This window comes from Noviherbaspirillum saxi (assembly GCF_003591035.1).
GTDB classification, from domain to species: Bacteria; Pseudomonadota; Gammaproteobacteria; order Burkholderiales; family Burkholderiaceae_D; genus Noviherbaspirillum; species Noviherbaspirillum saxi.
Genome location: NZ_QYUO01000001.1, coordinates 800273 through 821794, shown reverse-complemented (window position 1 = coordinate 821794; position 21522 = coordinate 800273). Strand labels below are relative to the sequence as shown.

The 21522-nt window shown below is 58.4% G+C and carries 21 protein-coding genes; 9 read left to right on the top strand and 12 right to left on the bottom strand.

Annotated features, from left to right (window positions below; translation table 11 throughout):
- Window positions 1-3: 3 nt before the first annotated feature.
- From D3871_RS04000 to mpl, 3 genes are read right to left on the bottom strand one after another with little or no spacing between them, the layout of a single operon-like run.
- Complete coding sequence (locus D3871_RS04000; protein WP_119767723.1) at window positions 4-603, bottom strand: chorismate--pyruvate lyase family protein; 600 nt, start codon at window positions 601-603, stop codon at window positions 4-6.
- Window positions 600-1184 (bottom strand): YqiA/YcfP family alpha/beta fold hydrolase, encoded by a 585-nt coding sequence (locus tag D3871_RS03995; protein WP_119767722.1) that lies wholly within the window; start codon window positions 1182-1184, stop codon window positions 600-602. Before D3871_RS03995 ends, D3871_RS04000 begins: the two co-directional genes overlap by 4 nt.
- Window positions 1181-2557, bottom strand: coding sequence for a UDP-N-acetylmuramate:L-alanyl-gamma-D-glutamyl-meso-diaminopimelate ligase (gene mpl, locus D3871_RS03990; RefSeq protein WP_119767721.1), 1377 nt, complete (start codon window positions 2555-2557; stop codon window positions 1181-1183). Before mpl ends, D3871_RS03995 begins: the two co-directional genes overlap by 4 nt.
- 165 nt (window positions 2558-2722) lie before the next feature.
- Between mpl and D3871_RS03985 the strand changes: the two genes are divergently transcribed.
- The 9 genes from D3871_RS03985 (at window position 2723) to D3871_RS03945 (ending at window position 10080) form a co-directional block, all read left to right on the top strand.
- On the top strand, window positions 2723-3337 hold the full coding sequence (locus D3871_RS03985) for a hypothetical protein (protein ID WP_119767720.1): 615 nt from the start codon (window positions 2723-2725) through the stop codon (window positions 3335-3337).
- Window positions 3334-3858, top strand: a complete 525-nt coding sequence (locus tag D3871_RS03980) for a TlpA family protein disulfide reductase (RefSeq protein WP_119767719.1) — start codon at window positions 3334-3336, stop codon at window positions 3856-3858. Before D3871_RS03985 ends, D3871_RS03980 begins: the two co-directional genes overlap by 4 nt.
- An 81-nt stretch (window positions 3859-3939) precedes the next feature.
- A complete protein-coding gene (gene aroQ, locus D3871_RS03975; RefSeq protein WP_119767718.1) occupies window positions 3940-4377 on the top strand; it encodes a type II 3-dehydroquinate dehydratase in 438 nt (145 codons plus the stop codon).
- A 78-nt stretch (window positions 4378-4455) separates the two neighbouring features.
- Window positions 4456-4923, top strand: coding sequence for an acetyl-CoA carboxylase biotin carboxyl carrier protein (gene accB, locus D3871_RS03970; protein WP_119767717.1), 468 nt, complete (start codon window positions 4456-4458; stop codon window positions 4921-4923).
- A gap of 90 nt (window positions 4924-5013) precedes the next feature.
- The gene (gene accC, locus D3871_RS03965; protein WP_119767716.1) at window positions 5014-6393 is read left to right on the top strand and encodes an acetyl-CoA carboxylase biotin carboxylase subunit; all 1380 of its coding nucleotides are present in this window, start codon (window positions 5014-5016) and stop codon (window positions 6391-6393) included.
- Between the two features lie 12 nt (window positions 6394-6405).
- Complete coding sequence (gene prmA / locus D3871_RS03960; protein ID WP_119767715.1) at window positions 6406-7320, top strand: 50S ribosomal protein L11 methyltransferase; 915 nt, start codon at window positions 6406-6408, stop codon at window positions 7318-7320.
- Window positions 7321-7325: 5 nt separating this feature from the next.
- Window positions 7326-8501, top strand: coding sequence for a DUF3426 domain-containing protein (locus D3871_RS03955; protein ID WP_119767714.1), 1176 nt, complete (start codon window positions 7326-7328; stop codon window positions 8499-8501).
- A 38-nt stretch (window positions 8502-8539) separates the two neighbouring features.
- The gene (locus D3871_RS03950) at window positions 8540-9472 is read left to right on the top strand and encodes a carbohydrate kinase family protein (RefSeq protein ID WP_119769874.1); all 933 of its coding nucleotides are present in this window, start codon (window positions 8540-8542) and stop codon (window positions 9470-9472) included.
- Between the two features lie 152 nt (window positions 9473-9624).
- Entirely contained in the window at window positions 9625-10080 is a 456-nt protein-coding gene (locus D3871_RS03945; RefSeq protein ID WP_119767713.1) for an outer membrane lipoprotein, read from the top strand.
- 150 nt (window positions 10081-10230) lie between these two features.
- On the opposite strand, the gene D3871_RS03940 is transcribed toward D3871_RS03945, so the two are convergent.
- The 9 genes from D3871_RS03940 to D3871_RS03895 form a co-directional block, all read right to left on the bottom strand.
- Complete coding sequence (locus D3871_RS03940) at window positions 10231-10773, bottom strand: YggT family protein (RefSeq protein ID WP_119767712.1); 543 nt, start codon at window positions 10771-10773, stop codon at window positions 10231-10233.
- A 98-nt stretch (window positions 10774-10871) separates the two neighbouring features.
- Entirely contained in the window at window positions 10872-11507 is a 636-nt protein-coding gene (locus D3871_RS03935; RefSeq protein WP_119767711.1) for a histone H1-like DNA-binding protein, read from the bottom strand.
- Window positions 11508-12034: 527 nt separating this feature from the next.
- Complete coding sequence (locus tag D3871_RS03925; protein ID WP_119767709.1) at window positions 12035-13225, bottom strand: ribonucleotide-diphosphate reductase subunit beta; 1191 nt, start codon at window positions 13223-13225, stop codon at window positions 12035-12037.
- A gap of 109 nt (window positions 13226-13334) precedes the next feature.
- On the bottom strand, window positions 13335-16253 hold the full coding sequence (locus D3871_RS03920) for a ribonucleoside-diphosphate reductase subunit alpha (protein ID WP_119767708.1): 2919 nt from the start codon (window positions 16251-16253) through the stop codon (window positions 13335-13337).
- Between the two features lie 378 nt (window positions 16254-16631).
- Window positions 16632-17225, bottom strand: a complete 594-nt coding sequence (gene ampD, locus D3871_RS03915) for a 1,6-anhydro-N-acetylmuramyl-L-alanine amidase AmpD (RefSeq protein WP_119767707.1) — start codon at window positions 17223-17225, stop codon at window positions 16632-16634.
- Window positions 17222-18694, bottom strand: coding sequence for a sigma-54-dependent transcriptional regulator (locus D3871_RS03910; RefSeq protein WP_119769873.1), 1473 nt, complete (start codon window positions 18692-18694; stop codon window positions 17222-17224). Before D3871_RS03910 ends, ampD begins: the two co-directional genes overlap by 4 nt.
- Window positions 18695-18707: 13 nt before the next feature.
- Window positions 18708-20420, bottom strand: coding sequence for a two-component system sensor histidine kinase NtrB (locus D3871_RS03905; RefSeq protein WP_119767706.1), 1713 nt, complete (start codon window positions 20418-20420; stop codon window positions 18708-18710).
- A gap of 36 nt (window positions 20421-20456) precedes the next feature.
- Window positions 20457-20702, bottom strand: coding sequence for a PP0621 family protein (locus D3871_RS03900; RefSeq protein WP_119767705.1), 246 nt, complete (start codon window positions 20700-20702; stop codon window positions 20457-20459).
- On the bottom strand, window positions 20699-21508 hold the full coding sequence (locus tag D3871_RS03895; protein WP_119767704.1) for a cytochrome C assembly family protein: 810 nt from the start codon (window positions 21506-21508) through the stop codon (window positions 20699-20701). The genes D3871_RS03900 and D3871_RS03895 overlap by 4 nt, the downstream gene beginning before the upstream one ends.
- Window positions 21509-21522: the final 14 nt, after the last annotated feature.

Sequence of the window (21522 nt, the reverse complement as noted above, 5' to 3'; positions counted from 1 at the left end):
TCTTCAGCGTGTTGATTCGTCAAGTCGCGCATGGTGGCGCGGGAGTGAAATGAGATCGGCCAATGCAGGCAGGAATAGTTCCGTGACCAGTAATACACCGTTCTTTCTTCGATACAAACAGCGCCGCGCAAACAGCGGCGATACAAAATGTTTTTGGCCGAGCGCCGCACTTGCGCGACGAACCAGCGGATGTTGCGCATGCAAGCGCGCATACTGCAGTGTCCCCCGCGCAACGCGAGGATCGCCGAACAAGGTCGTACCGAGCGAGCGCTCGCCCAGCGTACCGAAAAACGGCCAGTCGGACGCTGTCGCGGCCAGCGGCACGATGGTGTGAGCGAACACGACCGGCCGGTCGTCGCAGCGCAGCAGCACTTCGCGTTCCTGCACGCGTATGGGCCGCGCCAGGCCAACCGTATGGAATTCGTCCGCCAGACATACGCCTTGCTGCTGGCGCAAGCGCTCGACCCGGAACCGCGTGCTATGCGCAATCAGCTTCCTGGTCAGCGATACCGTATCAGACAACCAGCCCCGCATGTCAGGCGTAGCAAACACGCCATTCACATGCGCACACCAGCGCGCATGCCGCCCCGAACACAATTTCACTGTCGCTGTCCTGTCTGCACGCCGCAAAACGCCAATACCTCGTCCAGATATTGTTCGAAATCGGAAATGCCGTGATCGCTACCTTCAATGACGATCTGGCGCGCAGCGGGATAATGCGCCACCATTGCACGCCAGTCGAGTACTTCGTCACCGGTTGCGGCAAGCAGCAGATAGCGTTGCGGATCCGTAATGCGCGCCACCTTCAGCTCTTCCAGCTCCTTTATATATTCGCGCTTGAATTCAAACGGTTCGTCGGAATGGTAAGCGGTCGTGACGCCGACATGTTTTTCGAGATCGCGCGGCGGCGTAACCGCCGGGTTCAAGAGGACCGCCCGACATCCAATGCGTTCGGCCAGATAGGTCGCGTAATATCCGCCCAGCGAAGAGCCGATCAGCGTCAGGCGTTCCGGCGCGGTGCCGCCTATTACCGTTTGCGCCAAGGCGATGGCTGCGCGCGGCGAGGCCGGCAGTTGCGGACATTGGTAGTCGGCGCCACAACCCAGTGCCTGCAATCTTTGCCCTAGCAAACGCGCCTTGAACGATTGCGGCGACGAACGAAATCCGTGCAGATACAGAATCATTGCGCAAGTGCATCCAGAATTTTTTGATGCACGCCGCCAAAGCCGCCATTGCTCATGACCAGTACATGGTCGCCCGGCCGGGCGGCCTGAACGATTGCCCGGACCAGTCCATCGAGTTCGTCATGGGCAGCGGCACGGCTTCCCAGCGGGGCCAGCGCTTCCGCCAGATTCCATCCGAGCGCATCCTTGCCGGCCTTGGCGCCGTAACCGAATACGAGGTCGGCATCGCTAAGACTGCCCGGCAAGGCTTGCTTCATCGTGCCGAGCTTCATGGTATTGGAACGCGGTTCAAGCACTGCGAGTACGCGTGCATCGCCGATTTTTTTGCGCAGACCGGCAACCGTGGTTGCGATGGCGGTCGGATGGTGGGCAAAGTCGTCGTAGACCGTAATGTCCCTGACCGCACCGCGCACTTCCATACGGCGCTTGACGTTTTCAAATTTGCACAAGGCTTCGATCGCTACCGCCGGCGTGACGCCGACGTGACGCGCCGCCGCAATCGCCGCCAGCGCATTCATCCGGTTATGTTCGCCGGTCAGCGACCAAGTCACGGTGCCCTGCAGTTCACCATTGAAGATGACATCGAAGCTGTCGTCGTCATGTGTTTTCAAAGCCCAGCCCTGCGCGCCGTCAACGCCGAAAAATTCCTTGTCGCTCCAGCAACCGCGCGCCACCACACGCTGCAGCGCTTCTTCGCGCCCGTTGACGATCAGCCGTCCGACACCGGGCACGGTACGTACAAGGTGATGGAATTGTGTTTCGATGGCACCGAGGTCGGGAAAAATATCGGCATGGTCGTATTCCAGATTGTTCAATACCGCGGTCTTGGTGCGGTAATGCACGAACTTGCTGCGCTTGTCGAAGAACGCGGTGTCGTATTCATCGGCTTCGATCACGAAGAACGGCGATTCCCCGGTCTTGCCGGACAACCGCGCGGAAATGCCGAAATTCATCGGCACGCCGCCGATCAGGAATCCCGGATCGTAGCCGGCATCTTCCAGCACCCATGCCAACATCGATGAAGTCGTGGTCTTGCCATGGGTACCGGCGACCGACAATACCCATTTGTCATGCAGGATGTGTTCGCCTATCCATTGCGGGCCGGAGACATAGGGCAAGCCCCGGTTCAGGATTTCTTCCATCAACGGATTGCCGCGCGAAACGACATTGCCGATGACAAAAAGATCGGGCTGCAGGCTGATCTGCTCCGGCGCAAAACCTTCGATCAGTTCGATGCCCTGAGCCTGCAACTGCGTGCTCATCGGCGGATAGACATTGGCGTCGCAGCCGGTGACTTTATGGCCGGCTTCCTTGGCCAGCACGGCCAAGCCGCCCATGAATGTGCCGCAGATGCCGAGAATGTGGATATGCATTGTGCTGTTTCAAATGAAATAGGAATCTGACCGGGATACCCGGAGAAAGGTCCAAGGGGAATCGGTCCAATCAGACAGGTTGCAGCGAATCCGGAATTTTACCTGAGCGGCGACCGCCTGCCTTGGGCAGCCTCATCAGAGCATCATCGGAGTATCATCGACGCCATGAGTAATTTCACAAGCAATATCGACATGCTGCGCGCGGAAATCGCCGCCGCGGCTGCACGCCTGATCGCCGAAGACGGCGCCGATTACGGCACCGCCAAGCGCAAGGCAGCCAAGCAAATTCTCGGCAATACCAAGGTGCGAGGAGAATACATGCCCGACAATGCACAGATCGAAGATGAAGTACGTATTTACAATGAACTGTTTTTGGGCGATACCCAGCCCGCCCGCTTGCTGCATCTACGCAAGCTTGCACTGCGTTTGATGAACGACTTGTCTGAATTCACCCCCTACTTGACCGGCGCCGTACTCAATGGGACAGCGGGCGAGCATTCGGATATTTATTTGCAGCTTTTCCCGGAAAGTGCAAAGGATGTCGAAATCTTCCTGATCAACAAGAATGTCGATTTTGAAGTATCGGAAACGCCGCACTTCAAAGCCCGAAGCGAACCGGTCGAGACCGTCAGCTTCATGTGGCATAACGAAGGCGTGCATCTGAGCCTGTTCGAGACCGACGACTTGCGCGGCGCCATCAAAAGTCCGACAGACGGTAGAATAGCGCGCGCCGACCTGGCGTCGTTACGCAGCCTGATTGCAGAAAGCGAAGGGGAATGAAAAGAAATATTGTAATGTTCGCGGTAGTTGGACTGTTGTTCGCGGGAATTGGCGTATTTCTCGGTTATCGACAGAGTGATCCGGCACCGGCCGAGGCGACGGCTGTTCATGCCTTGCTAGCGGCGTCGCTACCCGACGCTTCCGGAAAAATGCAGCCGCTCTCCCAATGGAAGGGACGACCGCTTGTTGTCAATTTCTGGGCGACCTGGTGCGCGCCCTGCGTGGATGAAATGCCTGAATTGTCGGCCTTGCAGAAGGAACTCGAAGCACGCGGCAAAACCCAGATTTTGGGTATCGGCATCGATTCTCCCGCGAATATCGCCCAATTCGTGTCCAAATACAACATTTCCTTTCCGATTTATGTCGGTGGCATGGGTGGCAGCGAATACTCGCGACAATTGGGCAATCAAGTAGGCGGCTTACCGTTTACCGTGCTGATCGATAGCAACGGGCAAGTCAAAAAAGCCTATTCCGGACGCCTGAAAATAGATGAATTGCGAAAGGATCTGGAAGGCCTCTAAGCTCCAAATGATCTTTTCCTTGCCAATCAGCATCATTTGACGGCAAAATGCGCCATCCTCGTCAAACGGCGTCAGAACTCCATGGCAAAAAAGCTTCTTCTGGTCAATGGCCCGAACCTGAATCTGCTGGGCACACGTGAACCGGAAGTATATGGATCGGTAACGCTGGCGGATGTCGAACAAGCGGCAGCGGCGCAAGCTATAGCGTCCGGTGCAGTCCTTGCCTGTTTCCAAAGCAACCACGAAGGTGAACTGATCGACCGTATCCATGCCGCGCGGTCCGAAGGCGTGGACGGCATCATTATCAATCCGGGTGGCCTGACGCATACCAGCGTGGCATTACGCGACGCGCTGGCCGGGGTTGCCATTCCATTCATTGAAGTACACATATCCAACGTGCATAAACGCGAAGAATTCCGGCATCACTCCTACCTGTCTGAGATCGCCGTCGGCGTGATTTGCGGCCTGGGCGTGGACGGATATGGCGCCGCCATCGATTTCGCGCTCAAAAAGCTTTAATTTTCATTATCTCGCCGCGAACACTTATAATCGTGGCGGCTCCAATTGCAATAAAAATATCATTCTGAGGCATTTCATATGGATCTACGAAAACTCAAGACGCTGATCGACCTCGTCGCCGAATCAGACATCGCCGAACTTGAAGTCACCGAAGGCGAAAGCAAAGTCCGTATCGTCAAATCCTCCGGGGCACCGCAAAGCCAGGTCGTGATGATGCAACCGCAATCCATGCCGCATACACTGTCGGTTCCGACCGCCGCTTCGGCACCGCAGGCCGCCGGCGCACCCGTTGCCGCACCGGCCGAGCCGGAAGGCCATATCGTCAAGTCGCCGATGGTCGGCACCTTCTACCGCGCATCCGCACCCGGCAATCCTCCTTTCGTCGAGATCGGCGCCACTGTCAAGGAAGGCGATACTCTCTGCATCATCGAAGCGATGAAGCTGCTCAATGAAATCGATGCCGACGCATCCGGCGTCATCAAGCAAATCCTGGTTGAAAACGGCCAGCCGGTGGAATTCGGCCAGCCGCTGTTTGTGATCGGTTAAGCGTTTTACGGCTGGCGTACGCCTGTCGCGCGCCGACCAGACCGCAACACAGTCCCTAAACGCATACCAACGCATCACAACGCAACCGCCATGTTCGAAAAAATTCTTATCGCCAATCGTGGTGAAATCGCGCTGCGCATTCAGCGCGCGTGCCGTGAAATGGGCATCAAGACCGTGGTCGTCCATTCCGAGGCTGACCGCGAAGCCAAGTACGTCAAGCTGGCCGACGAATCGGTCTGTATCGGTCCGGCACCGTCCGCGCTCAGCTATCTCAATATGCCGGCGATCATCAGCGCCGCCGAAGTCACCGATGCCGAAGCCATCCATCCCGGTTACGGCTTTCTGTCGGAAAACGCCGATTTCGCCGAGCGCGTGGAAAAATCCGGTTTTGTCTTCATCGGCCCGCGTCCGGAATCGATCCGCCTGATGGGCGACAAGGTGTCCGCCAAGCATGCCATGATCAAGGCCGGCGTTCCCTGCGTTCCGGGTTCGGACGGCGCATTGCCGGAAGATCCGAAGGAAATCATTCGCATTGCGCGCAAGGTCGGCTATCCGGTCATCATCAAGGCAGCGGGCGGTGGCGGCGGGCGCGGCATGCGCGTGGTGCATACCGAAGCGGCCCTGCTGAACGCGGTCACGATGACCAAGACCGAAGCCGGTGCGGCATTCGGCAATCCCGAAGTCTATATGGAGAAGTATCTGGAAAATCCGCGTCACGTGGAAATCCAGATCCTGGCCGACGAGTTCAAGAACGCGATCTGGCTCGGCGAGCGTGACTGCTCGATGCAACGCCGCCATCAAAAAGTGATCGAAGAAGCACCGGCGCCCGGCATCCCGCGCAAGCTGATCGAGCGCATCGGCGATCGCTGCGCGGAAGCCTGCCGCAAGATCGGCTATCGCGGCGCGGGCACCTTCGAATTCCTTTACGAAAACGGCGAATTCTATTTCATTGAAATGAATACGCGCATTCAGGTCGAACATCCGGTGACTGAAATGATCACCGGCGTGGATCTGGTGCAAGAGCAGATCCGCGTGGCCGCCGGCGAGAAACTGCGTTTCCGCCAGCGCGATATCGAATTGTCCGGCCACGCGATCGAATGCCGGATCAACGCGGAAGACCCGTTCAAGTTCACGCCGTCGCCGGGACGCATCGTTGCCTGGCATGCGCCGGGCGGTCCCGGCATTCGTGTCGACTCGCATGCTTACGCCGGCTATTTCGTACCGCCGACCTATGACTCCATGGTCGGCAAGGTCATTGCCTACGGCGCCACGCGCGAACAGGCAATCCGTCGCATGCAGATCGCGCTGTCGGAAATGGTGGTCGAAGGCATTCAGACCAACATCCCGCTGCATCGCGAGCTGATGGTGGATGCACGCTTCTTCGAAGGCGGCACGAATATCCACTACCTGGAACAAAAGCTTGCCGCCAAGCCGGACCTGCCCAAGGCACTTGCCAAGGGCGCGAAGTAAATAAGGAACACCATGAGCTGGACTGAAATCGTCATCGAAGTCGCACGCGACCATGCAGAGGCCCTGTCCGATGCATTGATGGAGGCGGGTGCGCTGTCGGTGTCGGTGGAAGATGCCGACGAAGGCACCGACGCCGAGCGCCCGCTGTTCGGCGAGCCGGGGATGGAGCCGGCCGAAGCGGCATGGGAACATAGCCGGGTGGTGGCGTTGGCCGACGAAACCGCCGACCACGCGGCGATCGTCGCCGATGCCGCTGCCGCCTGCGGCATCGCGCCGGTCCCGCACTATTCCTTGCGGCCGGTCGCCGAACAGGACTGGGTAAGACTGACACAATCGCAGTTCGACCCCATCCATATCGGCAAGAACATCTGGGTGGTGCCGAGCTGGCACGACGCGCCGGACCCGAACGGACTGGTGCTCGAACTCGACCCCGGCCTGGCTTTCGGTACCGGCAGTCATCCGACCACACGCCTGTGCATGGAATGGCTGGAAGCGCATCCGCCGCAGGGCCTGTCGGTGCTCGACTATGGCTGCGGTTCGGGCATTCTCGCCATGGTGGCGGAAAAACTGGGCGCAGCGGCAGTGTATGGCGTCGATATCGATCCCCAGGCGATCGAATCGGCACGCTATAACAGCGAACGCAATCGCTGCAATATTAATTACTACCTGCCGGGAGACTTTGCGTCGGCATCGCACCCGCAAGCCTTCGGCATCGTCGTCGCTAACATCCTGTCCAGCCCGCTGAAGCTGATGGCCCCGATGCTGTCGTCCCGCGTCGCGCCCGGCGGCATGCTGGTCCTGTCCGGCATTCTGACCCGTCAGGCCGATGAAGTGGCCGCCGCCTATGCGCCATTCATCAAGATGACGGTCTGGGCCGAACATGAGGGCTGGGTCGTGCTCGCCGGTCAGTCTGCTTCGCCGCAATAATCGAAATGGCCCTCGCAACCCAATGTCCGCATTGCCATACGACATTCCGGGTCGCGCATGACCAACTCAAGCTGCGGGCTGGCCTGGTCCGCTGCGGCGCCTGCAAGCAAATCTTCAACGGCATAGAGAACCTGCTGCACCCGGAAGATCTCGCGCAAGATACCCCATCTGCACCGACACCCGCTGCGCCTCAATCGGCGGTTTCATCCGAACCGGCAACTTCTCCGGTGGCGACGGAAGCGTCGGCCGCCGACGTCGCAAGTGCCGATACGCAAGAACGTCAATCCGGGGAACAAACGCATGGCGATTTACCGCCGTCAAATTCGGATGCAGTCATCAACGACGCGGGCATTACGCCAGATGCGGCAAATCCGCCTGCGGCGATCGAGCCGGCACATGCCGATACATCCGGCGGGATCGACACCCAGCCCTCGAGAGACGATCCGCTGCTGCGCATGACGCTGATCGACATTGCGCATGTTCCGCGCAAACCGTCTGCTGACGACGTCGTTACAAGCGCCGATGACAAGCATGGGGAAGATCCGGTCGAGCAGGCAATCGATGACTTGCAGGCGCGCCCGTGGCGCCGTAAACCTGGCGCTTCAACGGATGGCGAGTCGGATGCACTCGATGCGGCGGATGCAGCCGATTACGAGGAGCCGGGCTTTGTCCGACAGGCGCGCCGGCGCGAACGGCTTGACCGGGCAATGAATATTTTCATGGGGACCGCATCCGCATTGCTGCTGGGCGTGCTCATTGCCCAGGCAGCGTATGTGTTCCGCGATCAGATTGCCGCGCACATTCCGCAGGCCCAGCCGATTCTTGCCGCTGCCTGCGCACGCAGCGGATGCCAGGTCGGTCTGCCATCCCGAGTCGATTCGGTTTCGATCGAGTCGAGCGAACTGCAAACGCTGGCCGCGGACTCCAATACGTTTAGCCTGACAGTGCTGTTGCGCAATCATGGCTCGACGGTACAGGCCTGGCCCAGCATCGAGCTGACCTTGAATGACAACGCGGAAAAACCCGTGGTGCGCCGAGTATTCCAGCCGCGCGACTATCTGGCTTCGACCAAGGAACTGGAGCGCGGGTTTGCACCGGCTTCGGAACAGCCGCTCAAGCTTTACTTTGAACTGTCGCAACTGAAGGCGGCAGGCTATCGCGTCTATCTCTTTTATCCCTGACGCCGTTACCACCATTTCTTTTCATAATGTTCACCAACATGACATCCTTAATCTGCGGCTCGCTCGCTTTCGATTCCATCATGCTGTTCGGCGGACGCTTTTCCGAAGCGCTGCTGGCGGACCAGCTGCACAAGATTAACGTCTCTTTCCTGGTGCCGGAAATGCGGCGCGAATTCGGCGGCTGCGCGGGAAACATCGGCTACAACCTCAAACTGCTGGGCGGCGAGCCACTCATCATGGCGACCGTGGGGCAAGACGCAAAACCTTACCTGGACCGTCTCGATCAATTGCAGATCACGCGTCGATGCGTGCGCATGATCGAGGATACCTATACTGCGCAGGCCTTCATTACCACCGATGCGGCCGGCAACCAGATCACCGCTTTCCATCCGGGCGCGATGACGCGCTCGCATGAAAACAAGGTGAAAGAGGCAGGCAGCGTAAAGTTGGCCATCGTTGCGCCGGATGGACGCGACGGCATGTTGCAGCATGCGAAGGATTGTGCGGACCTGAATATTCCCTTCATCTTTGATCCAGGCCAAGGCCTGCCTATGTTCAACGGCGCTGACCTGGAGCATTTCATTGAACTGGCTACCTATGTGGCGGTCAATGATTATGAAGCGGAATTGTTGACCGAGCGTACCGGCTTGTCCTTTGAACAGATTGCGCAGCGAGTCACCGCATTGATTGTCACCCGCGGCGAGCAAGGGGCGGAAATCTTCACCGCCGGAAAACGGATTGACATTGCCTGCGTAGCGGTGGAAAAAGTGATTGACCCAACCGGCTGTGGCGACGCATTCCGCGCCGGTCTGCTCTATGGATTAAGCAATGGCATGGATTGGGAGACGACTGGACGACTGGCGAGCCTGATGGGCTCGATCAAGATCGCCAGCCAGGGCGGCCAGAATCATGCGCCGCCGCGCGCCGAGATTGAGGACCGGTTCCAGCAGGCATTCGGTTATCGCTTTTAGTATTACCGGTCCGGAAATTCGCTGCGCGGGTATCCAGCGTGATTGATGATGGCATGGCGACAGGAACGCAGAATACCTGCACCGCACTTTTCCGATCTGCATGGCCTGTGTCCTGACTCCGCTGTCGTGAATTCTTTTTATCCGGAGGCAGCATGGATAGCGATGTGAAATGGCTGGTTCTCCTGTCGGCGGCGGCGCTGCTCCCCGGTTGCGCATCATCGCCACCTCCGCCCTCCACCATCTCCTCTACCCAAGGCACGTTTCTGGTTCAAACCGCACAGGTGACCAACGTGAAAGACGTCGTACTGCGTGACGGACGCAGCACCGGACTGGGCTCATTTGTCGGCAGCATACTGGGCGGCGTCGCCGGCAGCAAGATAGGCAGCGGCACCGGCAGTGCAGTTGCAGGCATCGGTGGCGCGGTTGCCGGCGGCATGGCGGGTCAGCATGCCGAACAGTCCGGTTCGGGTCGCAGCACTACCGAAGTGACAGTGCGCCTGGACAATGGAGAACTCCGTACCTTTGCTGTTGAGCCCGGGGAAAGTTTCCGTGTCGGCGAGATGGTGAAGGTAACGACCAATAACGGACTGGTGCGCTTAAGCCATTAAAGCGGATTCAGCCTGACCAGATTTCCTCAACGCGCCCGTCTGCGTAAATGCCCTGGCTTGCAAGCCAGGGCATTTACGTATGGACGCGATGCCTCGCAGATCCCGGAATCGGTCCACCGCGTCGTTTTGCAACGACCGCTCCATCCTTTATCAAGCCAGCGAAGTAATTACCGTAGTAACCAGCATCAGGGCTATCTGCAATAAAAGCAGCGCGACCAGAGGACTGAGATCGACGCTGCCGACCAGCGGGACGACGCGACGAAGCGGACGCAGCAGCGGATCGTTGAGTGCACGGATGAAAGGTGCAAACGGCGCATGCGGATTAACCCAGCTGAACACGGCTTCGAGAATCAACAGGCCCATGAAGCCATAGAAGACCCATTGGAAGAAGCGCAGCAGCGACATCGTGGTCAGGAATTCGGCCGAGAAACGAGAGAGGATGGCAAGGTCGATGGCCACTGCAAGAATAATGATGAGGATCGCTGCGATCAGGCTCGCCCAATCATAGCCTCCGACCCCAGGCAGCAGACGACGCAGCGGACGTACCAGCCAGTCGGTCAGGTGGAAAATGAATTGACCCAAGGATGTCGGTGGACGGACCCGCACCACCTGCATCCAGAAACGCAGCAACAGTACACCGCCCAACACGCCGGCGATCGCATCGACAATCAAGGTAAGAATGCTAGTCAGCACTATCTGGTCTCCACATGAAAAAAGCCCGTTGGGCGGCGAATAGCCACGCAACGGGCATTTTGCCTGAACTTAATCAGGCGTGCGAACAGGTTCAACGATTACGGACGGGTGCCGGTCGGAAACGGCCATGCAGCTGCCGGATTGAGAACTGTCTTTGCAGCGGGTGCAGCAGCAGGCTTGGCGGCGGATTTCTTCGCAGCGGCCTTCTTGGGAGCAGCCTTCTTGGGCGCTGCAGCTTTTTTCGCAGCAGGCTTGGCAGCGGCCTTCTTCGCAGCTGGCTTCGCAGCTGGTTTAACAGCTGCCTTTTTCGCAGCGGCTTTCTTGGGAGCTGCAGCTTTCTTGGCTGCTGGCTTCTTCGCTGCTGCTGCTTTCTTAGGAGCTGCGGCTTTCTTCGCTACGACCTTTTTGGCTACTGCTTTTTTAGGAGCTGCGGCTTTCTTGGCTACGGCCTTTTTAGCTACTGCTTTTTTAGGAGCTGCGGCTTTCTTCGCTACCGGCTTCTTGGCTACTGCTGCTTTCTTAGGAGCTGCGGCTTTCTTCGCTACCGGCTTCTTGGCTGCTGCCGCCTTTTTTGCTACTGGCTTCTTCGCTGCTGCCGCCTTTTTTGCTACCGGCTTCTTCGCTGCTGCTGCCTTCTTGGGAGCTGCTGCCTTCTTAGCTGCAGGCTTCTTTGCTGCTGCCGGCTTCTTTGCCGGGGCTGCTTTTTTCGCAGCTGCTTTCTTTGCTGTTGCCATTTGTTTCTCCTTCACGTGATGGAAAATTCAAACTACGAGGTTGTAAACCCGCCTGCCCCATCGCGATGGGTCATGCGGATTATTCATCGGCACAAGCAAGCATCTGCTTGCACTAATGAATTCGGCACCAGCTGAACTGCTGCATCACCTCATTCATGCAGCACTTCAGCCTTTTCGAACTACGCCTCTCTTCTGAAAATCATTGCCGCGCGTCGGCAATGAGGGAGGACTTCTATCGCGCGCATCGGGCGCTGCGATTGCCGTAGCCAAAAAAAACGCCGGCAACAAAGCCGGCGCGGGAATACTCTTTCACAAAAACCAACAGGTTTTTCAGGGAAAAAGCCGCCTTGCCCGACAGCGTCGGGGTCAGCGGCGATAACAGAGATGATCTGATCGTTCGTCTACTGTCCATTAACTTTGGTAATAATCCTTCGGGTTTTCAGTGACCGGCCACCTTGCGGTTTCTTTCCGATCGACTGCTTTATCTCCGTTCATCCCGCTCGTTTCGAGTCAGGATTTTTTCTTACTTATTCCCAGTTCAGTGCACCACCGGTCTGGTATTCGATCACACGAGTCTCGAAGAAGTTGCGCTCCTTCTTCAGATCGATCATCTCGCTCATCCACGGGAAGGGATTCTCTTCCTGCGGGAACATCGGATCGAGACCGATCTGTTGTGCGCGACGATTTGCGATGAATCGCAAGTACCCTTTAAACATCGGCGCATTCAAACCGAGCACTCCACGCGGCATTGTATCCTCTGCGTAGCGATATTCCAACTCCACCGCGTGCAAAAACAACGATTTAATCTCTTCGCGGAAGTCGGCAGTCCACAAATGCGGATTCTCGAGCTTGATTGTATTGATCAGATCGATCCCGAAGTTGCAGTGCATCGACTCATCGCGCAGGATGTATTGATACTGCTCGGCCGCACCCATCATCTTGTTCTGACGGCCCAGCGCAAGGATCTGTGTGAAGCCGACATAGAAGAACAACCCTTCCATCAGGCATGCAAACACGATCAGCGAACGCAGCAGCGTTTGATCCGCTTCGACTGTGCCGGTCTTGAACTCGGGATTGGTGAGCACGTCGATGAATGGAATCAGGAACTCGTCCTTGTCGCGGATCGAGGCGACCTCGTGATAGGCATTGAAGATCTCGCCTTCGTCGAGACCGAGCGATTCGACGATGTACTGGTAGGCGTGCGTATGAATTGCTTCCTCGAATGCCTGGCGCAGCAGGTACTGACGGCACTCCGGAGCAGTGATGTGGCGATAGGTGCCCAGCACGATGTTGTTGGCGGCGAGCGAGTCGGCAGTGACGAAGAAGCCGAGATTGCGCTTGACCAGACGGCGCTCGTCTTCGGTCAGACCATTCGGATTTTTCCACAGCTCGATGTCGCGCTGCATGTTGATTTCCTGCGGCATCCAGTGATTGGCGCAGCCAGCCAGATATTTGTCCCATGCCCACTTGTACTTGAACGGAACCAACTGATTGACGTCGGTCTGGCCGTTGATGATGCGCTTGTCGGCTGCATTGACGCGGCGCGATTCATCGCCTGCCGGCTTTGCGACCATAGCCGGATTGAGCGCGGCGTTGGTGAGCTGCGCGTTCATTTGCGCATTGGGGGAAAGCGAATGCGACGCCGCTGGCATCAGCGCCGGTTGTGGTGCCTGAGCGGGTCTCGCGGCTGGAGTTACTTCGTCATCCCAACTGAGCATGGTTGATCTTCCTTACAGGTATTGTAGTTGCACTTGCGTGTTGTTCAAGCCAGCGGCGATCAATTCGACGCCTGCCGGCTTTTTATTTGGGATCCTGATGCCTGCAGTGTTACTGGCAGGCTTCGCATTCTTCGAAACCAGGATCACCCGGACGCAGCATGCAGGCGGGACCAGCCAGCTCGTCGCTCGCCGAAGTTGCCGCTGCCACCGGCGCTGCAGCCATGCCTCCGGTCATGCCGCCATGTGCCGAAACCGCATTGAGCGCACCGGCCTTGGTGGTCGACTTTTCGGCATGGGTCGCGCCGATGGTGCGCAGATAGTAGGTGGTCTTCAGACCGCGCAACCAGGCCAGCTTGTAAGTTTCGTCGAGCTTCTTGCCCGATGCGCCGGCCATGTAGATGTTCAGCGATTGCGCCTGGTCAATCCATTTCTGGCGACGCGATGCCGCTTCCACCAGCCACCTCGGCTCGACTTCGAACGCGGTGGCGTAGATTTCGCGCAGGTCTTGCGGAATGCGGTCGATCTTGGCCAGGCTGCCGTCGAAGTACTTGAGATCGGCGACCATCACTTCATCCCACAGGCCGCGTGCCTTCAGGTCGCGCACCAAGTATTCGTTGATCTCGGTAAATTCCCCGGACAGGTTCGACTTCACGTACAGGTTCTGGTAAGTCGGTTCGATGCAAGCGGACACGTCGATGATGTTGGAGATCGTCGCGGTCGGGGCAATCGCCACGCAATTCGAATTGCGCATGCCATGTTCCTTGATGCGTGCGCGCAGCGAAGCCCAGTCCATGGTCTCGGACGAGTCGACTTCCAGGTAGCCGCCGCGTTCTTCAGCCAGCAGCTTGAGCGAATCCTGCGGCAGGATTCCGCGATCCCACAGCGAACCGCGGTAGGAGCTGTAACGGCCGCGCTCTTCCGCCAGTTCGGTCGATGCCCAGTAGGCGTAGTAGCAGACGGCTTCCATCGAACGGTCGGCGAACTCGACCGCATCCATCGACGCGTACGGGATACGCATCATGTGCAGGCAGTCCTGGAAGCCCATGATGCCCATGCCGACCGGCCGGTGACGCAGGTTGGAATCGCGCGCTTTCTTGACTGCGTAATAGTTGATATCGATCACGTTATCCAGCATGCGCATCGCGGTGCGGACGGTTTTCTGCAGCTTGACCTGGTCGAGCTTGCCGTCTTTCATGTGTGCGGGCATGTTGACCGAACCGAGGTTGCAGACCGCGATTTCGGATTCGTTGGTGTTGAGCGTGATCTCGGTGCACAGGTTGGAGCTGTGAACGACGCCGACATGCTGCTGCGGGGAACGGATATTGCACGGATCCTTGAAGGTGATCCATGGATGACCGGTCTCGAACAGCATGGACAGCATCTTGCGCCACAGGTCGAGCGCCTGCACCTTCTTGAACAACTTGAGTTCGCCGCGGGCAGCCTTGGCTTCATAGCCGGTATAGGCTTCTTCGAAGGCCTTGCCGAACTTGTCGTGCAGGTCGGGCACGTCGGATGGTGAGAACAGGGTCCAGTCGCCCTTTTCCATCACGCGCTTCATGAACATGTCGGGAATCCAGTTCGCGGTGTTCATGTCGTGAGTGCGGCGGCGATCGTCGCCGGTGTTCTTGCGCAGGTCGAGGAATTCCTCGATATCCATGTGCCAGGTTTCCAGATAGGCACAGACGGCGCCCTTGCGCTTGCCGCCCTGGTTGACCGCGACCGCGGTGTCGTTCACCACTTTCAGGAATGGAACCACGCCTTGCGACTTGCCGTTGGTACCCTTGATGTGGGCGCCGAGTGCGCGAACCGGAGTCCAGTCGTTGCCGAGACCGCCGGCGAATTTGGCGAGCAGCGCGTTTTCCTTGATCGCTTCATAGATGCCGTCGAGGTCATCGGCAACCGTAGTCAGGTAGCACGACGACAGTTGCGAACGCTGGGTACCGGAATTGAACAGTGTCGGCGTCGAGCTCATGAAGTCGAACGAGGACAGCAGGTTGTAGAACTCGATCGCGCGGGCTTCGCGGTCGATCTCATTGAGCGACAGGCCCATTGCCACGCGCATATAGAATGCCTGCGGCATTTCAATGCGGGTGCCTTCGATATGCAGGAAGTAGCGGTCATACAGCGTTTGCAGGCCGAGGTAACCGAATTGCAGGTCGCGTTCCGGCTGCAACGCATCCGCCAGCTTCTTGAGGTCGAACTGCGCAAGCTTGGTGTCGAGCAGATCGGCTTCGATACCTTTCTTGATGTACTTCGGGAAGTAATCGATATAGTGCGCGGCAGCATCTGCCTGCGCGACTTCCTGACCGAACACTTCCTTGCGGATGGTGTGCATCAGCAGGCGGGCAGTTACCTTGCTGTACGCAGGATCCTTTTCCATCAGCGCGCGGGCGGCCAGGATGGCGGACTTGTGCAGCTCTTCGACCGGCACACCGTCGTACAGATTCTTGACTGTCTCGGAAAGGATGGCTTCAGCATCGACATGCTTTTCGAGGCCGACGCATGCGGCAGTAATCAGATCGCGTACCTGATTGAGGTCCAGCGGACGACGCTGGCCATCTTCAATCACGTGCAATTGGAGAGCCTCGGTCGGCTTGGCCGCTTGCTGCTGCGCACGCTCTTCCATGCGCTTGGCGCGGTACAGCACGTAGGCGCGGGCAACATCGTGTTCGCCGGAACGCATCAGCGCCAGTTCGACCTGGTCCTGCACGTCTTCGATATGAAAGGTGCCGCCGGCTGGCTGGCGACGCACCAGGGCCGACACCACGCCATCGGTCAGTTGTTCGACCAGTTCGCGCACGCGAGCCGATGCTGCGCCCTGCCCGCCATTCACCGCGAGGAATGCCTTGGTCATGGCGATCGAAATCTTCGACGGCTCGAACCCGACGACCGCGCCGTTGCGGCGGATGACTTTATAGTCGCCAAGGCTGACGTTCATGTTGGCTGTGGCAGCGGAGGTGGGGGCGTGCGAAGGGGTGAGACCGAATTCTGCGGTGGATTTTAGGGAAACTTCTTGATTTGAATGCATCTCGCCTCCTGACGTGTCGCGACAGCCGTAGAGCTGTTTATGATTGTTAATTTAGAACGCCCCATGCCGGCGACGTTCACATCTCTGTACAAACCGCTTTTGAAAGCACGAACGAACCCTTGCCCGATGACATGGCATCGTGCCTAATGGTTTGCACTTCAAGGGGGGAACTGTTCAATGCCCACCCACAACATGACAACTTATATGCTACGGACCTACCCTGAACAGCCCTATGAGGGGAATCGCGGCAACTACTATATCTAGTGGTGCTTGCCGCGATTGGTACTAATTCTAGTGCCGGCACCCGGAGTATGCAATATCTTTTTTATGGGATGCACAACAAATTTCCTGAGTAAACAGGGTTGACTTTTCCGGGTATTAAGAAGGAAAGCGCAGTTCGCCTTGCACTACGGAAGCGAGGTCTTTGCGAATCAAGGACTTGCGAAAACGCACCCAGTCGAAGTGCGGCCCGGGATCGGTCTTGCGTCCAGGCGCGACATGTTCATGTCCGACGACGTCGGTCAAGGGATAGTGAGCGCGCAATGCTGCGGTGAGTTCGGCCAGGGAAGCGTATTGGGCGACCTCAAACGGTTCGAAATCCGAACCCTCCAGTTCGATCCCGATAGAGAAGTCGTTACAGCGCTCTCGACCGCAAAACGTCGATACGCCCGCATGCCATGCGCGGTCGTTGGCCGACACGAATTGCATGACATGTCCATCGCGCCGGATCAGAAAGTGCGCCGATACTCGCAATGCACGCAACTGGTCGAAGTAAGGATGTGCATCGCAATCGAGGCAGTTGCCGAACAGGTCAGCAATATATGGTCCGCCGAACTGGCTCGGCGGCAGACTGATGTTGTGAATGACCAGCAGATCAATCACGGTGCCGGCGGCGCGGGCGTCGAAGTTGGGCGAAGGCTGGCGTTCGACTCCTGCGCACCACCCTGCGGCATCAAGCTGGAATCGGTTCATGCGTCGGGCTCATGAATGGCAAGACGCTGCATGCGATAACGCAGCTGGCGAAAACTGATGCCCAACAATTCGGCCGCCTGGGTACGATTGAAATGTGTTTTCGCAAGTGCGCGACAGATGACGTCGCGCTCGACCGCGTCCAGGTAATCGGGAAGCGAGGCGGGAAGTTCGCTTTCCGGTTCACTTATCGCTGCATTCATCCCGCTGGCGGGTTCCGCCGCAGGCGGTGTAGAGACTTCCCGGCCTTCGGGCTCTGCTACCACAACCGGCTCCGGTTCGGCGGCGCGTACGCTGGAAGCTGCGAGCGGCATCGCCGCTTTCAGCGCCAGATCCGCCACCTCGATCGCGCCCTCGTTGGCAAAAGCCAATGCACGCTCTAGCACATTCTCAAGTTCGCGTACGTTGCCGGGGAAGGCATAAGCGCGCAAGGCATCGAGCGCCGCCGGCGTCAGCACGGCCGGAGCCGTACCGCCGGATAAGCGCGCAAGGATGACGTCGGCCAGCAGGCCCACATCGTCGAGCCGTTCGCGCAGCGGCGGCAGACGCAGCTCGATCACATTCAGGCGGTAAAACAAGTCTTGCCGAAACCGGCCTTGCTCAACACATTCGGCGAGATTTTGATGGGTGGCACTGATAATGCGGACGTCGACCGGCTCTTCCACCGTTGCACCGACCTTGCGCACCCGGCGCTCCTGTATGGCACGCAGCAGCTTGACCTGCATCGGCAGCGGCAGATCCGCGACCTCATCGAGCATCAGGGTGCCGCCGTTCGCGGCCTGAAAAAAACCGTCGCGGTCATCGTTGGCGCCGGTAAACGCGCCCTTGCGGTAGCCAAAGAATTCGGCTTCCATCAAGGCTTCGGGGATTGCGCCGCAGTTCACCGCGATAAACGGTTTGTCGGCGCGTGCGCTGTGCGCATGGATGTCGCGTGCGGCCAGTTCCTTGCCGCTGCCGGACTCCCCGGTGATCGCCACCGGCGCCATGCTTCGCGCAAGCCGGACAATCTGCGCACGCAAATCGCGCATGACTGCCGATTGGCCGACCAGACAGGATTGAGCATTGTCGGCTCGCGTTCCGGCCGGCATGACATTGCCGCCGGTCTTGTGCGTGCGCAGCGCCGACTGCACCATCATCCGCAACTGGTCGAGCGCGACCGGCTTGGACAGATAATCGAAGGCGCCGGCCTTCAATGCGGAGACCGCATTGTCGGTACTGCCGAAAGCGGTAATGACGGCGATCGGCGTATTCTTATAAGAAGCAGCGACTTCCCGCACCAGTTCGATACCCAATCCATCGGGCAGACGCATGTCGGTAAGGACCAGTCCATATTCTGTCTGCGCAAGATGACTGCGCGCCTGGCCCAGGCAATCGGCGCAATCGACATCCAGCCCCATCTTGATCAGCGTGATTTCCAGCAGTTCGCGTAGATCGTCTTCATCGTCGACAACCAGAATTCGGGGTACAGTCATGGCAATACTCGCATCATTGATCATGGCGGCCGGCAAGCGACCCATCACGCGCTACGGCAAAAGTGATCACAAAACGGCCGCTTGGTTCGTCGCGCCCGTCACCCGACAACTCCATCCGGTATTCGTAATCCAGCATCGCGCCATTATTCAGGCATAGTTCACGGGCAACATAGAGCCCGAGTCCGGTACCCTTGCTGGAAGTAGTGTAAAACGGCTCGAACAGATGCGCCCTGACTTCCGGCGTGATCGCCGGCCCGTCATCCTGGACATGCAGTTCCAGCCTTTCGGCAGTCGGCGACGTGCCCATCAGGCGGATGCTGCCGGGCAGACCGCTTGCATAGCGCAAGGCGTTCGACACCAAATTAAGCACCACCTCCCGCAGGTGCAGTGGATCGAAACGGACTTGATAGTAATCCATGCTGCTCATCGCAATCATGTCCGGCGCCACATTGTGCGTTTCGCGCAACTCGATCAGCACTTCAGCGAGGAAGCTTGCAAGCCGCAAGGGCTCGGCATGGGTATGCGCCTTGCGCGACAGCTTCAGGATATCTTCGATCATCCGGTTCAGACGCACCACGTTATCACTGATGATGTTGAGCAGGCGCTTTTCGGTAGGCTGCACCAGGTCTTCACTTAATAGAGAAGCCGCATGGGAAATCGCGGATAGCGGGTTTCGTACTTCATGCGCGATGCTGGCGGTCAGGCGACCCATCGACGCCAGCTTCAGTTGCTGCGCCTGGTTTTCGATTTCGCTGACGTCCTGCAGAAAGATCACCGTGCGGTCGTTACTCAAGCCCAGACTCTCGACCGATGCAAAGCGCAGCTTCAGGTGGGCAGCCAGTTCGCGGCGTCGGTCGCGCGATGGACCGGACCTGTCAACCGGCTTGATCCTGACGTAACTGGATCCAGCCGAAGTGGCATCGGAGCCTGCGCCACGTGGCTGCTGCCAGGCGAAAAAGGCATCGGCGATCGGTCCCAGGGCCGGAAGATCGGTCAGCTTGTAACGCGGTTGTCCGTATGCAATGGACATCCCCAGCATGTGTTCCGCCGCCGGGTTGCCAGCGAATACCTCGGTATCGTCACCGACTACAAGAATGCCGTCGCCCATGTCGGCGATGACGAGCCGATTAATCGCTTCCTGCAATTGCAGATCCCTGCCCCGCTGCGCAACCAGATCTTCCTGCTTGATCACCTTGGCTGCGAGACGGTTGATGACGAAAATCGCTGCGAAGAAGGCGGCGCCATACAAACCGGCTTGCGATGGCGTGGTGTCGGCAAGTGAATAAAGGAGCTGGTACAGGCTTTCGCCAAGCAGGATCAGCGTGACGATGGAGACAAAGAACAGCGCGAGCACAAGGGGCGCAAGCACTGCGGCACCGGACAGCGGAAACAGATAGAGGATGGCCAGCCCGCTGCGTGCGCCGCCCGAGGCGATATAAAGAAAGGAAATAGCGGCAATATCGAACACTAGTTGGGTCAGCAGCTGCAGCATGAGCCGGCGCTGCACATAAGTGCTCAAGACGCCGAACCCGATCGCCACCAGCAGATAAGCCGCACACGATTGCCAATCGGCAAAGGCCTCGCCTGCACGCGTTGCCCGGATGGCATTGATGCCAAAGTAGGCAAGCAGCACCACGGTAATCACGACACGGGTAGCGCAAAAGGTTTGCAGCGTGCGCCAGAAGGTCTCGCGCGTTTCCCTCGGCTGTTGCGCCACGTCCGTCATCGACCCGCCGTCATCATCGGATGTATCGTGCGGCGTTCAGCGACTGGCATGCAGCCGCCGATGTTCGTCGCTGCAGAATACCGTGCCAGCCGGTCCCGGCAAGGCTTCCGCCATCGGCAAGTGGACGCCGCATTCCGCGCACTGGATCATAGGCTGCGGTTCGTCCAGCGAATCCGGTTGCGGCGCATGCGTAGACGCTTGCGACCTTGTCTTGTTTTTCTTGCCGCGCACCAGCCATAGCACCACGATCAATACGATGACGGTCCAGATCAGCACCTTCATGCCAGCCCCCGGTGCAGCACGACTTCAAGCACGAAGCGGCTGCCGACATAGGCCAGCAGCAGCGTGGCAAACCCCGTCAGCGTAAACCGCAAGGCAGTCTTGCCGCGCCATCCACGCCCGACCCGTCCGGCCAGCAGCAGGCCAAACAAACCCCAGGACAGGATAGTGAAAATGGTTTTGTGATCCCATTTGATCGGCGTGCCGAACAATTGTTCGGAGAACACGATGCCGGACAGGACTGTCAGGGTCAGCAATACAAATCCGAACGCAATCATGCGAAACAAGAGCTTTTCCATGGTCAGCAGTGCGGGAAGCCGGTCGATCGCGCGCGCCAGCCAACGGTCGCGCGCATCGGCCGGCGATGCATGAAGGCGCGACTCCTGCAGCGCCATCAGCACCGCATGAAACGCCGCGAGGGTCAACGAGCTATAGGCAAGGATGGCGATCACAACATGCCAAGGAAACAGACTGGATTTGTCCTGCAAGGGGATCAGGCTGCCGGGGAACAAGGCCGGCAGCACCACGGCAACTGCAGCGGTCGGCAATACCAGCACGCGCAAACCGTCCAGCGAAAAATTGCGGTTCTCCAGCCAATACGCCGCGACGGAAATCCAGAGCGTGGCCGACAGCACAAATGCAAAACCGATGCGCAGCGATCCCGGCACCACCATGTCGGCCCAGAGCGCGCCGCCGTGCAAAAGCCAGCCAGCCGCAGTGCCGACGGAAATGCCGAACCGTTGCTTCGAAGGCAAAGCGGCACAAGTCATGTAGAGCAGCGCTGCAAGTACAAATAAGGTGATGTGCATCGCGCAGGGACGGT

Coding starts and splice junctions, on each gene's coding strand:
- D3871_RS03895 (WP_119767704.1), bottom strand. CDS start 21,508: ATGCACATCACCTTATTTGTACTTGCAGCGCTGCTCTACATGACTTGT.
- D3871_RS03985 (WP_119767720.1), top strand. CDS start 2,723: ATGAGTAATTTCACAAGCAATATCGACATGCTGCGCGCGGAAATCGCC.
- D3871_RS03980 (WP_119767719.1), top strand. CDS start 3,334: ATGAAAAGAAATATTGTAATGTTCGCGGTAGTTGGACTGTTGTTCGCG.
- D3871_RS03995 (WP_119767722.1), bottom strand. CDS start 1,184: ATGATTCTGTATCTGCACGGATTTCGTTCGTCGCCGCAATCGTTCAAG.
- D3871_RS03935 (WP_119767711.1), bottom strand. CDS start 11,507: ATGGCAACAGCAAAGAAAGCAGCTGCGAAAAAAGCAGCCCCGGCAAAG.
- accC (WP_119767716.1), top strand. CDS start 5,014: ATGTTCGAAAAAATTCTTATCGCCAATCGTGGTGAAATCGCGCTGCGC.
- prmA (WP_119767715.1), top strand. CDS start 6,406: ATGAGCTGGACTGAAATCGTCATCGAAGTCGCACGCGACCATGCAGAG.
- mpl (WP_119767721.1), bottom strand. CDS start 2,557: ATGCATATCCACATTCTCGGCATCTGCGGCACATTCATGGGCGGCTTG.
- D3871_RS03905 (WP_119767706.1), bottom strand. CDS start 20,420: ATGACGGACGTGGCGCAACAGCCGAGGGAAACGCGCGAGACCTTCTGG.
- D3871_RS03950 (WP_119769874.1), top strand. CDS start 8,540: ATGACATCCTTAATCTGCGGCTCGCTCGCTTTCGATTCCATCATGCTG.
- D3871_RS03920 (WP_119767708.1), bottom strand. CDS start 16,253: ATGCATTCAAATCAAGAAGTTTCCCTAAAATCCACCGCAGAATTCGGT.
- D3871_RS03945 (WP_119767713.1), top strand. CDS start 9,625: ATGGATAGCGATGTGAAATGGCTGGTTCTCCTGTCGGCGGCGGCGCTG.
- ampD (WP_119767707.1), bottom strand. CDS start 17,225: ATGAACCGATTCCAGCTTGATGCCGCAGGGTGGTGCGCAGGAGTCGAA.
- D3871_RS03910 (WP_119769873.1), bottom strand. CDS start 18,694: ATGACTGTACCCCGAATTCTGGTTGTCGACGATGAAGACGATCTACGC.
- accB (WP_119767717.1), top strand. CDS start 4,456: ATGGATCTACGAAAACTCAAGACGCTGATCGACCTCGTCGCCGAATCA.
- D3871_RS03955 (WP_119767714.1), top strand. CDS start 7,326: ATGGCCCTCGCAACCCAATGTCCGCATTGCCATACGACATTCCGGGTC.
- aroQ (WP_119767718.1), top strand. CDS start 3,940: ATGGCAAAAAAGCTTCTTCTGGTCAATGGCCCGAACCTGAATCTGCTG.
- D3871_RS03925 (WP_119767709.1), bottom strand. CDS start 13,225: ATGCTCAGTTGGGATGACGAAGTAACTCCAGCCGCGAGACCCGCTCAG.
- D3871_RS03900 (WP_119767705.1), bottom strand. CDS start 20,702: ATGAAGGTGCTGATCTGGACCGTCATCGTATTGATCGTGGTGCTATGG.